Below are 13,597 nucleotides of genomic sequence, written 5' to 3' on the forward strand. Positions count from 1 at the left end.
ACCCCTTGACACCGCACTGTCAAGGACGCCACTCTTCGAAGTGAATGACGACTAGTCTTAGGCGGGTGGGATGAAAGAACGGGTCCGGGTAGCGGGCGTGGGCATGGCGCCCTTCGCGACGCCCAGCAAGAGCGAGCCTTACGACGTGCTGGCCGAGCGTGCGGTCAAAGCGGCGCTGGCCGACGCCGGGATCGGCCTGGCCTCGATACAGCAGGCCTACGCCGGCTATGTGTACGGCGATTCGACCTGCGGGCAGCACGCGCTGTACCGGGTCGGGATGACCGGCGTGCCGGTGGTGAACGTCAACAACAACTGCTCCACCGGGTCGTCGGCGCTGTTCCTCGCCCGGCAGGCGGTCGCGTCCGGTGCCGCTGATTGCGTGCTGGCCTTCGGGTTCGAGCAGATGCAGCGGGGCGCGCTCAAGGCGCATTGGGACGACCGGCCCGATCCCTTCCATCGCTTCGACCAGGTGCTGGAGAAAGCGCAAGGTCCCGCGGAGGGCGTGCCGATGGCACCCCGGTATTTCGGCGGCGCGGGTGCGGCCTACGCCGAGCGCTACGGCACCGCGCCGGAGACCTTCGCGGCCATCTCGGTCAAGGCGCGCCGGCACGCGGCGAACAACCCGTACGCGGTGTTCCGCGATCCCGTCACGGTCGAGGATGTGCTTGCCGCACCGCACATTTACGGTCCGCTGACCCGGTTGCAATGCTGCCCGCCGACCTGCGGGGCCGCCGCCGCGGTCATCGCCAGCGAGGAATTCGCGCGTGCGCACGGGCTCCGCACCGACGTGGCGATCGCCGCGCAGGCGATGACCACCGACACGGAAAGCTCGTTCGACGGCGACCCGATGAAGCTGGTCGGCTACGACATGGCCAAGGCCGCGGCGCAGCAGGTGTACGAGGCGGCCGGGATCGGGCCGGAGGACATCCGCGTCGCCGAACTGCACGACTGCTTCACTTCCAACGAACTGATCAGCTACGAGGCGCTCGGGCTCACCGGCGAAGGCACCGCGGAGAAGTTCATCGCCGACGGCGACAACACCTACGGCGGCCGCGTGGTCACGAACCCGTCCGGCGGACTGCTGTCCAAGGGACATCCGCTGGGCGCGACCGGACTGGCCCAGTGCGCCGAACTCACCTGGCAGCTGCGCGGCGAGGCGGGACCGCGCCAGGTCGAGGACGTCACCGTGGCTCTGCAGCACAACATCGGGCTCGGCGGGGCCGCGGTCGTGACGCTGTACGAGAAGGCGCGGTGAACATGCCGGTCGACGCATCCGCCAAGGGCCGGTCCCTGCCGCCGGTCGCCATGACCGTCGAGGCCGGGCGGCTCGCGTTCTTCGCCAAGGCGATCGGGCAAGCCGACCCGCGTTCTTCCGCTCCGGACGGCCGGCTGCCAGTGCCGCCCACGTTCCTCTTCGGCATCGAACTGGAGCAGCCCGACCCGTTCGCCTGGCTCGCCGGCCTCGGCGTGGACCTGCGCCACGTGCTGCACGGCGAGCAGTCGTTCACTTACCACTCGATGGCCTACGCCGGCGACACTCTGGTCGCGTCCCCGCGGATCGCCGACATCTACGCGAAAAAGGGCGGAGCGCTGCAGTTCGTGGTCAAACAGACCGCAGTCGCCCGCGACGACGGCACCCCGGTCGCCGATCTCGAGAGCGTCCTCGTCATCCGGGATCCGGAGGCCGCGCGATGACCGGCGGCGTCACGGCGGGGACCGAGCTGCCGCCCCTCGAACTGCCGGAGATCTCCCGGACCGCCCTCGCGCTGTTCGCCGGTGCGTCCGGCGACCACAATCCGATCCACCTCGATCTCGACGTCGCCCGGTCGGCCGGGCTCGAGGACGTCTTCGCCCACGGCATGTTGTCGATGGCCTACCTCGGGCGGCTGCTGACCGGATGGATTCCGCAGGAGCGCCTCCGGTCGTTCCGGGTGCGGTTCGCCGCCGTCACCCCCGTCCGGGGCAAGCCCACCTGCACCGGCCGGGTCGTCTCCGTCGAGGACGGCCTGGCCACGCTCGAACTCGCTGTCACGCTCGCCGACGGCACGACCACGCTCACCGGCGAAGCGATCATCGCTCTCTGAAAGGGAAATCCATGGGCAAGCTGGACGGCAAGACCGCCGTCGTCTCCGGCTCCGGCCGCGGCATCGGCCGGGAAATCGCGCTCAAACTCGCCTCGGAAGGCGCCGCTGTCGTGGTCAACGACCTCGACGACGCTCCGGCCAAGCAGACTGTGGCCGACATCCAGTCCGCGGGCGGCCAGGCAGTGGCGTGCGCGGGCAGCGTTACCGAGGACGGGTTCGCCGAACGGTTCGTGCAGACGGCGACCGATTCCTTCGGCGGCCTGGACATCATCGTGAACAACGCGGGCTACACCTGGGACGCAGTCGTCCAGAAGATGACTGACGAGCAGTGGGACGCGATCCTCGACGTGCACCTCAAGGCACCGTTCAAGATTCTCCGGGCCGCTCAGCCGGTGCTGTCCGCCGCCGTGAAGTCCGCGCGCGCCAAGGGAGAACCGGTCCCGTGCCGCAAGGTCGTCAACATCTCCTCGATCGCCGGGCTGGGCGGCAACGCGGGCCAGGCGAACTACGCCGCCGCGAAAGCCGGCGTAGTCGGGCTGACCAAGACGATGGCCAAGGAATGGGGCCGCTACAACGTCACTGTCAACACTGTCGCGTTCGGACTGATCAAGACCCGGCTGACCGAGGCCCAGGCCGGCGGCGGCAGCACGATCGACGTCGCGGGCCGCGAAATCAAGGTCGGCGTCAACCCCGACCTGCTCGCCACGATGGAACAGCAGATCCCGCTCGGCCGCGCCGGCACCCCGGCCGAAGCCGCCGGCGCGGTGTACCTGCTGTGCACGCCGGAATCCGACTACATCAGCGCGCAGACCCTGATCTGCGGCGGCGGGTTCTTCCTGTGACCATCTTCTTCGGACCGTGACCAGCACGGCGGCGGACCGGGTTCCCGGGTCCGCCGCCCCCGCTGCGATCATGAAAGGAGGCCGCCGGCCGCGCTGATCACCGACCGAGAGGACCGGGCATGACGGCAGCATCCGCCGCCCCCGCCGCGGGGAAGCGACCGCGCAACCGCCGTGCGCTGATCGTCGCCGCCGCCTCCGACCTGTTCGCCCGCGACGGCTACGACCAGACCACGATGAGCGATATCGCCGCGGCGGTCGCCATCGGCCCGTCCGCGGTGTACCGGCATTTCCCCGGTAAACAGCAGCTCCTCGCCGAGGTCGTCACCGCCGGGCTGGAGCCGGCGCAGCAGCTGGTCGACGCGCTCGACCTCCGCGACCGGGCGGCCGCGCTCCCCCGGCTCGCCGCGCTCACCCTCGACCAGCGCCATCTCGGCGTGCTGTGGCAACGCGAAGCCCGGCACCTCGCCGACGACGACCGCGTCCGCCTGCGTACTCAGCTCCGCGGGATCGGCCACGTGCTCGCCGAGCGCGTCCAAGCCGTCCGCCCGGCGCTCGGCCCGGCCGCCGCCGACCTGCTCTCCTGGTCCATGATCGCGGTTCTCTCCAGTCCCGGGTTCCACCGCATCGAGCTGCCGCGCCCCCGGCACGACCGCCTGCTCGCCGATCTGCTGGCGACCGTGCTCGACACCGATCCGCCCGCCGCGTTCACCACCGCCCCGCCCGCGCCGCCGGCAGCCGGGCTCACCCCGGCCTCCCGCCGCGAAGCCCTCCTCAACCAGGCCGTGCGCATGTTCGCCGCGCACGGCTACCGCGAGGTCGGGGTCGAGGACATCGGCGCCGCCGTCGGGATCAGCGGCCCGAGCGTCTACAACCACTACCCCAGCAAACTGGACATGCTGACGACCGCGTTCCACCGCGGAACCGCCGCGCTCTTCACCGATGTCGCGGCGGCCTACACCACCGCCGCGAGCGCCGAGGACGCCCTCCGCACGCTCATCCGGTCCTATGTCGCGTTCGGCCGCGCCCACCACGACCTCCTCGGGCTGCTCGTCACCGAGATCAGCCACCTCCCCGCCGACGAACGCGAGCGCCGCCGGCAGGCCCAGCGCGACTACCTCGCCGAGTGGACCCACCTGCTCCGCCAGGTCCATCCCGGACTCGACGCCACCGCCGCGCGGCTCCGGGTGGACGCCGCGATCGACGTCGTCAACAGCGCGGTCCGCACTCCGCACCTGCGCCGCAACCCGGATCTCCCGGCGGCGCTGGGAATTCTTGCGGCGCGGTTGCTTCAGCTTCCCGAAGCGGGGCAGGCGCGGTAAGCCCGCGCGTCAGCGGAGCCCGGATCGCCCGAACGCGTCCATCACCGGCCGCTGCGACACCAGGTACGCCGCGGCCGGGTCCACAGTGGAGTGTGCTCACCCCTTGGCTCCCAAGAGCTTCCGGCTCAGCGGCTTCCCCGCGGACGGCGCGGAACCGGACCGATCGATCCGCGTTCGACCAGTTCGGCCGGGAGCGGCGGCAACGGTTCGGCCGCTCGCGCACCGCCGACGAGGGCAGCCAGCCGGGAGCCCGCCGCGTAGCCGATGTCGTAGGTCGGCTGCGCCACGACCGTGATCGGCGGCGTGACGAGTTTCGCCCACGGCTGGTCGTCGTACATCAGGATCGAGACATCGTCCGGGATGCGCAGGCCTTGCTCCTGCAGGGCTCCCACGGCGGCGAGGCCGATCAGGCTGTCCGATGCGATCAGCGCGGTCGCCGGCTCCGGACCGGTGACCAGATCCGCGACGGCGGCGCGGATTTCGGTCTCGTCGCCGCCGCGCAGGCCCGACCGCAGCAGAGAGCGGTCCCATTCCAGCCCGCGATCGGCGAATCCGGCCACGAGACCGTCGATCCGAGAGGCCACCGACGACGGGAGCGGCTCGGTGCCGTCCCGCCCGCCGGCCGTGGTGACGTACCCGATGCGCCGGTGCCCGGCGTCCAGGAGGCGATCCGCGGCCAGCCGGCTCGCCGCCGCGACGTCGGCGAGCGCGGCGTCGACCTCGAGCCCCGGCACGGCGCGGTCGAGCAGCACGAGCGGCCGCCCCGCGTCGACCACCGCGCGCAGATGCGCCTGGTCGTCCGTGGACGCCGGGGCGACGATCAGCCCGTCGACGCGTTTGTCCATCAGCATCCCGACGGCCGTGCGCTCGGCCGCCACCCGCTCGCCGCTGTTCGCGAGCACGAGCCCCAGCCCGGCCCGCTCGACCGCGTCCGAAATCCCCCTCGTGGCAAGGGAAAAGTACGGGTTCTCGATGTCGCCGACCACGACTCCGACACTCTGCGAACGACCCGTGCTCAGCGCACGGGCCGACGGGTTCGGCCGGTAGTTCAGCCGGGCCGCGGCCGCCAGCACCCGTTCCCGGACGCCCCCGCTCACCGCTCCGTAGGCGCCGAGCGCCCGCGCGGCCTGCGCCTTGGACACCCCGGCCTCGCGGGCCACGTCCGCCACCGTGTGCTCCCGCTGATTGCCTGCCCTCGCCACGTCCCCTCCTCGTCTCCGCTTCCCGGTCCCGCGGCGGAGCAGCTCCGCCGACGCGGCGCTTGACGCGCGGGCCGACGGCGTCCTACTCTCCCAAAATCCCATTGAGACCGGTCTCAGCCAGAGTACACGCACCGTTGAGACCGGTCTCAACTTCACCGGACAAAGGACGGGTCCGTGTCTCCTACCCCTCGCAAGCTCCTCGCGACCGTGCTCGCGGCCGTCGTCGCGCTGCTCGGCCTGACCGCGTGCGGCGGCTCGCAGTCCTCCGCGGACAACCCCTACGGCCTGATCACCGCCGGCCAGCTGCGCGTCGCCAGCCTCGGCGACGCCAAGCCCTACACCTTCACCGGCAGCGACGGCACGTTCACCGGTTTCGACGTCGAACTCTTCCGCGACGTGGCGCGCCGGATCGGCGTCAAGGACGTCGAATTCACCGGACAGGACTTCTCCGCGATCCTGCCGGGCGTCGCGAACGGCCAGTTCGACGCCGGAGTCGCCGCGATCGGCATCACCGCCGCTCGCAAGCAGACGGTCGACTTCAGCAACGGCTACCTCGCCGGCTACCTCACCGTGATCACGACGAAGGACTCCGGCATCGCCAACGCCGACGCGCTCGCCGGGCGCCGGCTGGGCGTCGTGCAGGGCTCGCTGCAAGAGGCCTACGCGGTGAAGCACTTTCCGCAGGCTCAGCTGGTTCGTTTCCCGGACAACAACACCGCCGTCTCCGCGCTCACCCGCAAATCGGTCGACGCGCACTTCCTCGATTTCGAGGCCGCCAAGGCGTATCTCACGCAGTTCGGCCTCGCGAGCGTCGCGAACTTCCCGTCGTTCGACGCGCCGGCCGGCTTCGCGGTCCGCAAGGGCTCCACGGCGCTGAAGGCCGCGCTGGACAAGGGCCTGGCGGCGGCGATGGACGACGGCACCTGGAAGCGGCTGCACGAGAAGTGGTTCCCCGGCACGCCGATGCCCGCGCAGTACCTGCCCGGCGGCAACCACACCGCGACGCCGTCCGGCCAGTGACTCTGCCCGGCGCACACCGAAAGGGGTTGGCATGGGCTGGGTGAACGACCTGCTCCACACCTTCTTCGACTTCTCCGCGATGGCCGAGGTCCTGCCGCAGATGCTGTCGGTCGGGCTGGTCAACACGCTGATCATCTCCGTCGCGGCGACCGGCATCGGGCTGGTCGTCGGGATGATCGTCGCGATCATGGGCATCTCCGCCACCGCGTGGCTGCGGATCCCGGCCCGGATCTACACGGACCTGTTCCGCGGGCTGCCCGCGATCCTCACCATCCTGGTGATCGGCCAGGGCTTCGCACGCTTCAGCCAGAGCGTGTTCGGGCCCTCGCCCTACCCGCTGGGCATCCTGGCGCTGAGCCTGATCGCCGGCGCCTACCTCGGCGAGATCTTCCGCTCCGGCATCCAGAGCGTCGAAGCGGGCCAACTGGAGGCCTGCCGCGCGCTCGGCATGAACTACGCCAAGGCGATGCGCCTGGTCGTCGTGCCGCAAGGCGTGCGGCGGGTGCTGCCCGCGCTGGTGAACCAGTTCATCGGGATCGTCAAGGATTCGAGCCTGGTGTATTTCCTCGGGCTGCTCTCCGGGGAGCGGGAGCTGTTCCGCGTCGGCCAGGACGCCGCGGTGCTGTCGGGCAACCTGTCGCCGATGGTGCTGGCCGGAGTGTTCTACCTGGTCATCACGGTGCCGTTGACGCATCTGGTCAACCACTTCGACCGCCGCTTCCGCGTCGGACGGCGAAAAGCCGCACCGGTGAGCGGCCTCCGGGAACTCGACGAACTCGACGCTCCGCCACTCGTCACCGGGAGCAAAGCATGACGCGCACCCCCTCCTCGTCCGCGACCGGCGAGGCCCCCGCGTTCCGCGGGGCAAGTTTGGAACTGTCCGGTGTTTCCTTGGCCTACGGCAGTTTCGAGGTGGTCCGCGAAGTCGGCTTCACCGTCGAGCCGGGCACCACGACGTGCGTGATCGGCCCGTCCGGCTCGGGCAAGTCGACGCTGCTGCGCGGGATCAACCGGCTGCACGAACCGAAAAGCGGCGAGGTCCTCCTGGCGGGCGAGCCGGCCTCGGCCATGGCGCCCGAACGGCTCCGGCAGCGCATCGGGCTGGTGTTCCAGCATTTCAACCTCTTCCCCGACCACACCGCGCTGGACAACGTCGCGCTCGCGCCGTGGAAGGTCAAGGGCCTGCCGCGCGGGCAAGCCCGGGAACGAGCCGCTCGAGCGCTCGCCGACGTAGGCCTCGCCGAACGGGCGGGCCACCGCCCCCGCGATTTGTCCGGCGGGCAGCAGCAGCGCGTCGCCATCGCCCGGGCGCTGGCGATGGAACCCGAGGTGATGCTCTTCGACGAGGCGACCAGCGCACTCGACCCGGAACTCGTCAAAGGCGTGCTGACGCTGATGGCCGGGCTGGGCGAACGCGGCATGACCATGGTCGTGGTGACGCACGAAATGGGCTTCGCCCGGCGGGCCGCGGACCAGGTCGTGTTCATGGACGAGGGCGAGGTCGTGGAAAAGGGCACTCCCGACGAGATCTTCGGGAACCCGCGGAGCCCGCGGCTGCGGCGTTTTCTGGCGGAAGTCCTGTGACCGCGCCGATCCGGACCGGAATCCTCGGTTACGGAACGGGCGGGCGCGTGTTCCACGGGCCGCTCCTCGCCGCCGATCCCCGCTACGCCGTCGCCGCGGTCGTCACCTCCGATCCGACCCGGGCGGAGCACGCGCGTCGAGCACACCCGGGCGTCGCGGTGCTGCGGACGGCCGAGGAGCTCTTCGCCGCGGGCGGACTCGACCTGGTCGTCGTCACGACGCCGCCGGGGTCTCACTACGAGCTCGCGCGGACCGCGCTCCGGCACGGGCTCGCGGTGGTCGTGGACAAGCCGTTCGCGGTGCGGGCCGAGCAGGGCCGCGAGCTGATCGCCGAGGCGAACCGGCGCGGCTTGCTGCTGACCGTCTTCCAGAATCGGCGCTACGACGGCGATTTCCGGACCGTGCGCCGGTTGATCGCCGAGGGCGCGCTCGGCGAGATCCGCACGTTCGAGTCCCGCTTCGAATGGTGGAAACCGTCCGGGGAGAAGGCGTGGAAGGCGCAGGCGGGCCCGGACAGCGGCGGCGGGATGCTCTTCGACCTCGGGCCGCATCTGATCGACCAAGCGCTCCAGCTGTTCGGCCCCGTCGCGGAAGTGCACGCGGAGCTCGCCCGTTACCGGAACGGCGAGGGCGCGGACGACGAAGCGTTCGTGTCGCTGCGGCACGAATCCGGGGTGCGCAGTCATCTCGCGATGAGTTCGCTCGCGCCGGTGGCCCGGCCGCGGTTCACCGTCGTCGGGTCGAAGACCGGCTTCGTGAAGTCCGGTTTGGACGTCCAAGAAGGACAGCTCGCCGCCGGCCTCCGTCCCGGCGACCCCGAATACGGACGGGAACCGGAAGCGCGCTGGGGCCGGCTCGGCACCGCGCCGGTGCCGACCGAGGCCGGCGAATACGCCGGGCTCGCCGCCGCGCTGCGTTCCGGTGCCCCGCCTCCGGTGCGGGCCGGCGACGCGCTCGCCGCCGTCGAACTGATCGAGCGGATCCACGCCACGACCGAGATCCGCCACCGCAACTGAACCCCAGGAAAGGACCACGAGTCTGATGCGCACCACCTCCCCCACCGTCGTCGTCGGCGGCGGGATCCTCGGTCTGTCGACCGCCCGGGCGCTGGCCGCGGCCGGGGCCGATGTCGCCCTGGTCACCGAGGGCGAGCTGACGTCCGGAGCCTCCGGCCGCTCGCTGTCCTGGCTGAACTCCGCCGGGGTGCGCAGCGAGGAATACCACCGGCTGCGCGTGGCCGGCATCGACCGGTACCGCACCCTGGCGGCGCGGCATCCGGACGCGGACTGGCTGCGGTTCGACGGCGGGCTCGCCTGGTCCGGCGCGGATCTGCGGGCCCAGCACGACCACGAAACCGCGCACGGCTACGACAGCCGCCTGCTCTCCCGCGACGAGATCGCCCGGCTCGTGCCGGGGGTCGACCCCGCGGCGGTCCCCGGCGGGCAAGCCGTGTGGAATCCCGGCGAGGGCTGGGTGGACCTGCCCAGCCTCGCCCAGGTGCTGGCGAAGGAGTTCGCCGAGCACGGCGGACGGCTCGTCGCCAACGCCGGGCCGGTCCGGGTCGAGCATCAGGGCGGAGCGGTGACCGGAGTCCGAACCGCCGCGGGCGACTCGCTCCCCGCGGACGCCGTCGTGCTGGCCACCGGCCCGGCGGTGCCGGAGATGGCCGCGGAACTCGGCATCGCCGTGCCGGACGCGACCCCGATCTCGCTGCTGGTCACGACCGCGCCGGTGGACACCCCGCTGCGCGCGGTCCTGAACACGCCCCGCGCGTCGATCCGGCCGACTCCGCACGGCGGTCTCGCCGTCGACTCCGACTGGACGACCGCGAGCATCCGGCACACCGGCTCCGGATACGAGGTCCCCGCCGAAATCGTGACGGAGCTGCTGGCCGAGGCGTCCGGCTTGCTCGCGGGCAACCCGCCGCTGACCGCCGAACGCCAGGCGATCGGGCGCAAGCCGATCCCCGGCGACGGCGACCCGGTTCTCGGCCGCGCCGACGAGCTCGGCGGCCTGTACCTCGCGTTCACCCACAGCGGCGCCACCCTCGCCCTGATCGCGGGGGAACTGCTGGCGCACGAGATCACCGCGGGCGAAGCACATCCGATGCTGGCTCCGTTCAACCCACGCCGTTTCCGCTGACGCGCACGCGGCGATGCGGCGCGCCTCGCGCGGGGTGCCGCATCGCCGCCGCTCCATTCCGATCGCGGATCGAACCGGCCCCGTTTTAGGCAAACCTTCGCCGCGCGGCAAGAAAATCGGTCGCGGGCGACCACTCCGGGAGGGCCTCCCCTGCCGTCCGGCGGCCCGACGTTAGTGAACAGTAAAGCGGCCGTTCCTCCCCCCGCCAGCCCTCACGTCTCTGTCCACTTGAGACACGCGACCCGCCTCGAGACTTCCCCGTCGGAGGTTTGGCTGCCCGCGACAGTGGCCGCGTTCTTCGTACTCGGCACTGTCCTACCGCGCCGGAAACTCACTCTTCGCCCGCGGATTCCGCGCTAGCCGGAAAGGTCGCGAGGCCGTCGCGGATCAGTGCGGCGGCGCGATGCACCTCGCGGGCCGCGGCCTTGATCGCGGGCCGGACCGCGCGTCCGGGGCGCAAGTGCGTGCGCAGGGAGCGGAACTGGAGCCGCCACAGGCCGAGAAGTGCGGTCGCGGCGATCTGGGGTTCTGGGTCGGCACGGCGGAATCCGCCTCGTGCGGCGAGCACTTCGGCGGCGATTTCGGTGAACCGGTCGGCGATTTCGCTCTGGTAAGCCCGCAATGCGGGAGTGTCGCGGATGAGGTCGCCGAATTTGCGATACCGCGCGAGGGCCTCGTCTTGGCGGTCCCCGGTTGTCAGGCTCGCGGCGACGTCGTCCCGTTCGCCGTCCAGGATCTTCAGCATCGCGTCGACCGGGGGAACCTGCGGGTCGGCCAACTGGGTGCGCAGCGCGTCGGCGGTCGCTTCCAGCCGGTCGAGGACGAGAGCTTCTTTCCGAGGGAAGTAGTTGAAGGCGGTCTTCTCGGACACGCCGCAGGCCTCGGCGACGTCGGCGACGCGGACCGCGTCGAAGCCGTGTTCGAGGAACATCCGGGCCGCGGTGTCCGACAGCTGCTGGCGCATCGCGCGCTTCTTGCGCTCGCGCAGGCCCTCGCCGCCCGCTGCCCGCATGGTCGTCATGAGGGCAGACTACGCCAGTCGCTAGACATTTACTGCTACAGTATTTTTATAGCCGCTGAACTTTCCGCGCCGAGGAGCCCGCCATGCCTGAGATCAACATCGTGTGCGACTACCGCCATTCGCCCGGCAAGGTCTGGCGGGCGGTGACCGACCCGGACCTGATCCCGTACTGGACCTCCACCGGCAAGGGTGCTCGCGCCGTCGGTTTCGAGCCGGTTCCCGGCAACCGGTTCCAGTTCGTCGCGAAGCCGATGCCCGGATGGCGCGGGATCGTCGACTGCACGGTGCTGGAGGTCCGCGAGGAGGAACTGCTGCGCTACACCTGGGTCGGAGCCGAGGGCGAGGAACCCAGCTACGTCCGCTACGAGCTCGAACCGACCGCCCAGGGAACCCGTTTCGCCTATCGCCACACCGGATTCACCGGCATCGGCGGGTTCGCCATGGCGAAGATGCTCGGCAGGATCCGGCGGAAGATGCTCACCGCCGGGATGCCCGCGCTGCTGTCCGAAATGGACGAAGCCGGTGTTCTGCTTCCGGATGCGCCGCTGCGGCTCAAAGACCGCGGGTGAGCAGCCCCGCCCTGCCGGGCCGCGCCCTCGAACGGTCTGGTCCTGCACACCTGTCGCCGTCGCCGACGATCTGCCCGACGGCCAGTGCCTCGCCCGCCAGGCCGTACCCACTACGGATGTAGTGCTCGATGAGTGAGGCTGGTCACCCCTAACTACGCAAACCCGTTCAGGGGTGCGAAATCGGGCATCCGGAGTGCATCATCTGCGGATGGCTCTTGAGCAGACATCGCGCGACGTGTACGAGGACATCGTCCGGAGGAACCCGGCCGAACCGGAGTTCCACCAGGCGGTGTACGAGGTGCTCGAAGCGATCCGGCCCGCGCTGCGGCGGGACCCGGGCCTGCGCGACGCGGCGATGCTGGAGCGGCTGTGCGAGCCGGAGCGGCAGGTGATGTTCCGGGTGGTCTGGACCGACGACGCGGGCGCGGTGCACGTCAACCGCGGCTTCCGGGTCGGGTTCAGCTCGGCGCTCGGACCGTACAAGGGCGGGCTGCGCTTCCGCGGCGACGTCACGCTCGGCACGGTCAAGTTCCTCGCCTTCGAGCAGATCTTCAAGAACGCGCTCACCGGCCTCGGCATCGGCGCGGGCAAGGGCGGGTCCGATTTCGACCCGGCCGGCCGCAGCGACGGCGAGATCATGCGGTTCTGCCAGGCGTTCATGACCGAACTGGTCCGGCACATCGGCCCGGAGACCGACGTCCCGGCGGGCGACATCGGCGTCGGCGGGCGCGAGATCGGCTACCTCTTCGGCCAGTACAAACGGCTGACCAACCGTTACGACGCGGGCACGATCACCGGCAAGAACCCGTTGCTGGGCGGCATTCCGGCGCGTCCGGAGGCCACCGGTTACGGGACGGTGTACTTCCTCGAAGCGATGCTCGGCACCGGCGACGACTCCTTCTCCGGCCGCACCGCGGTGGTGTCCGGTTCGGGCAACGTCGCCTACCACGCGATCGCGAAACTCCAGGAGCTCGGCGCGAAGCCGGTCGTGTGCTCGGACTCCGGCGGATATGTCCACGATGCGCGCGGGATCGATCTCGAAGTGCTGCATGAGTTGAAGGTGGCGCGGCGCGGGCGGTTGTCCGAGTACGTCGACCACGTGCCGTCGGCGAAGTACGTCACCGACGGCACGCCGTGGGAGGTCCCGTGCGACCTCGCGCTTCCGTGCGCGACGCAGAACGAGCTGGACGAGCAGTCCGCGCTGCGGCTGGTGAAGAACAACGTCCGCGCGGTCGCCGAGGGCGCGAACATGCCGTGCACGCCCGGTTCGCTGCAGATCTTCCGCGAGGCCGGGGTCGCGGTCGGGCCCGGCAAAGCCGCGAACGCGGGCGGCGTCGCGGTGTCGGCACTGGAGATGCAGCAGAACGCGGCGCGCGAGCGGTGGGCGTTCGAGCGCGTGGACCGCACGCTGCGCGACATCATGACCGACATCCACCGGACGTGTCTCGAAACCGCCGACGAGCACGGGGTGCCCGGGGATTACGTGAGCGGGGCGAATATCGCGGGGTTCCGGAAGGTCGTCGCCGCGATGGACGCCTGCGGGTACCTCTAAGCCGGTGCGTGCGGACAGTCTTCGTTCGGCAGGATTTTGTATGCAGTATTTGAGTCGTAGGTCTGCCGGTCGACTGAGTGGTGGATGGGGTTCACCGTGGACAGGATTCTCCGCGGTCTGAGCTCGGGACTGCGGTTGTCCCGGTGCCTGGGTCTGCCAGGTCTGCGCAGTGGACGAGCCGGATTGTGGCACCCCGGCACCGGATTCCCGGTCTCGAGGCCGATGTGGCCGCTTGGCAGCAACCAAGCCATGGCAGCGCTTG

At 70.7% G+C, this 13,597-nt stretch carries 14 protein-coding genes; 12 read left to right on the forward strand and 2 right to left on the reverse strand.

Translation table 11 applies throughout. From position 1 onward, the window contains the following. Window positions 1-70 precede the first annotated feature (70 nt). From ATK30_RS41690 to ATK30_RS41710, 5 genes are all read left to right on the forward strand, one after another. Window positions 71-1,255 carry a lipid-transfer protein gene (locus tag ATK30_RS41690; RefSeq protein WP_101440178.1) on the forward strand — a complete coding sequence of 395 codons (1,185 nt, stop codon included), beginning with the start codon at window positions 71-73 and terminating at the stop codon, window positions 1,253-1,255. A gap of 2 nt (window positions 1,256-1,257) precedes the next feature. Then, window positions 1,258-1,695, forward strand: a complete 438-nt coding sequence (locus tag ATK30_RS41695; protein WP_101440179.1) for a MaoC family dehydratase N-terminal domain-containing protein — start codon at window positions 1,258-1,260, stop codon at window positions 1,693-1,695. Beyond that, window positions 1,692-2,084 carry a MaoC/PaaZ C-terminal domain-containing protein gene (locus ATK30_RS41700; protein WP_101440180.1) on the forward strand — a complete coding sequence of 131 codons (393 nt, stop codon included), beginning with the start codon at window positions 1,692-1,694 and terminating at the stop codon, window positions 2,082-2,084. The genes ATK30_RS41695 and ATK30_RS41700 overlap by 4 nt, the downstream gene beginning before the upstream one ends. Before the next feature lie 11 nt (window positions 2,085-2,095). Next, window positions 2,096-2,926: an SDR family NAD(P)-dependent oxidoreductase gene (locus ATK30_RS41705; protein WP_101440181.1), complete on the forward strand. Its 831-nt coding sequence runs from the start codon at window positions 2,096-2,098 to the stop codon at window positions 2,924-2,926. Window positions 2,927-3,045: 119 nt separating this feature from the next. Then, window positions 3,046-4,245 carry a TetR/AcrR family transcriptional regulator gene (locus ATK30_RS41710; protein WP_101440182.1) on the forward strand — a complete coding sequence of 400 codons (1,200 nt, stop codon included), beginning with the start codon at window positions 3,046-3,048 and terminating at the stop codon, window positions 4,243-4,245. A 125-nt stretch (window positions 4,246-4,370) separates the two neighbouring features. On the opposite strand, the gene ATK30_RS41715 is transcribed toward ATK30_RS41710, so the two are convergent. Then, window positions 4,371-5,447 carry a LacI family DNA-binding transcriptional regulator gene (locus ATK30_RS41715; protein WP_101440183.1) on the reverse strand — a complete coding sequence of 359 codons (1,077 nt, stop codon included), beginning with the start codon at window positions 5,445-5,447 and terminating at the stop codon, window positions 4,371-4,373. A 174-nt stretch (window positions 5,448-5,621) separates the two neighbouring features. Between ATK30_RS41715 and ATK30_RS41720 the strand changes: the two genes are divergently transcribed. Genes ATK30_RS41720 through ATK30_RS41740 form a run of 5 tightly spaced genes read left to right on the forward strand, consistent with a single transcriptional unit; the run spans window position 5,622 to window position 10,193 of the window. Continuing rightward, complete coding sequence (locus ATK30_RS41720) at window positions 5,622-6,467, forward strand: ABC transporter substrate-binding protein (protein ID WP_101440184.1); 846 nt, start codon at window positions 5,622-5,624, stop codon at window positions 6,465-6,467. A 40-nt stretch (window positions 6,468-6,507) separates the two neighbouring features. Beyond that, window positions 6,508-7,281 (forward strand): amino acid ABC transporter permease, encoded by a 774-nt coding sequence (locus tag ATK30_RS41725; RefSeq protein WP_208637751.1) that lies wholly within the window; start codon window positions 6,508-6,510, stop codon window positions 7,279-7,281. Next, complete coding sequence (locus tag ATK30_RS41730; protein WP_101440186.1) at window positions 7,278-8,051, forward strand: amino acid ABC transporter ATP-binding protein; 774 nt, start codon at window positions 7,278-7,280, stop codon at window positions 8,049-8,051. The genes ATK30_RS41725 and ATK30_RS41730 overlap by 4 nt, the downstream gene beginning before the upstream one ends. Beyond that, complete coding sequence (locus ATK30_RS41735; protein ID WP_101440187.1) at window positions 8,048-9,067, forward strand: Gfo/Idh/MocA family protein; 1,020 nt, start codon at window positions 8,048-8,050, stop codon at window positions 9,065-9,067. Before ATK30_RS41730 ends, ATK30_RS41735 begins: the two co-directional genes overlap by 4 nt. 25 nt (window positions 9,068-9,092) lie before the next feature. Then, complete coding sequence (locus ATK30_RS41740; RefSeq protein WP_101440188.1) at window positions 9,093-10,193, forward strand: NAD(P)/FAD-dependent oxidoreductase; 1,101 nt, start codon at window positions 9,093-9,095, stop codon at window positions 10,191-10,193. 331 nt (window positions 10,194-10,524) lie between these two features. Here ATK30_RS41740 and ATK30_RS41745 read toward each other — a convergent pair whose 3' ends face one another. Beyond that, on the reverse strand, window positions 10,525-11,214 hold the full coding sequence (locus ATK30_RS41745) for a TetR family transcriptional regulator (protein WP_244194879.1): 690 nt from the start codon (window positions 11,212-11,214) through the stop codon (window positions 10,525-10,527). Window positions 11,215-11,297: 83 nt separating this feature from the next. Here ATK30_RS41745 and ATK30_RS41750 point away from each other — a divergent pair, with 83 nt between their 5' ends. Next, window positions 11,298-11,783 (forward strand): SRPBCC family protein, encoded by a 486-nt coding sequence (locus ATK30_RS41750; protein ID WP_101440189.1) that lies wholly within the window; start codon window positions 11,298-11,300, stop codon window positions 11,781-11,783. A 208-nt stretch (window positions 11,784-11,991) separates the two neighbouring features. Then, a complete protein-coding gene (gdhA, locus tag ATK30_RS41755) occupies window positions 11,992-13,335 on the forward strand; it encodes an NADP-specific glutamate dehydrogenase (RefSeq protein ID WP_101440190.1) in 1,344 nt (447 codons plus the stop codon). Window positions 13,336-13,597: the final 262 nt, after the last annotated feature.

Origin of the sequence: Amycolatopsis echigonensis, from assembly GCF_002846615.1 — a bacterium.
Classification (GTDB): domain Bacteria; phylum Actinomycetota; class Actinomycetes; order Mycobacteriales; family Pseudonocardiaceae; genus Amycolatopsis; species Amycolatopsis echigonensis.

Coding starts and splice junctions, on each gene's coding strand:
- ATK30_RS41690 (WP_101440178.1), top strand. CDS start 71: ATGAAAGAACGGGTCCGGGTAGCGGGCGTGGGCATGGCGCCCTTCGCG.
- ATK30_RS41695 (WP_101440179.1), top strand. CDS start 1,258: ATGCCGGTCGACGCATCCGCCAAGGGCCGGTCCCTGCCGCCGGTCGCC.
- ATK30_RS41700 (WP_101440180.1), top strand. CDS start 1,692: ATGACCGGCGGCGTCACGGCGGGGACCGAGCTGCCGCCCCTCGAACTG.
- ATK30_RS41705 (WP_101440181.1), top strand. CDS start 2,096: ATGGGCAAGCTGGACGGCAAGACCGCCGTCGTCTCCGGCTCCGGCCGC.
- ATK30_RS41710 (WP_101440182.1), top strand. CDS start 3,046: ATGACGGCAGCATCCGCCGCCCCCGCCGCGGGGAAGCGACCGCGCAAC.
- ATK30_RS41730 (WP_101440186.1), top strand. CDS start 7,278: ATGACGCGCACCCCCTCCTCGTCCGCGACCGGCGAGGCCCCCGCGTTC.
- ATK30_RS41740 (WP_101440188.1), top strand. CDS start 9,093: ATGCGCACCACCTCCCCCACCGTCGTCGTCGGCGGCGGGATCCTCGGT.
- ATK30_RS41745 (WP_244194879.1), bottom strand. CDS start 11,214: ATGACGACCATGCGGGCAGCGGGCGGCGAGGGCCTGCGCGAGCGCAAG.
- ATK30_RS41750 (WP_101440189.1), top strand. CDS start 11,298: ATGCCTGAGATCAACATCGTGTGCGACTACCGCCATTCGCCCGGCAAG.
- gdhA (WP_101440190.1), top strand. CDS start 11,992: ATGGCTCTTGAGCAGACATCGCGCGACGTGTACGAGGACATCGTCCGG.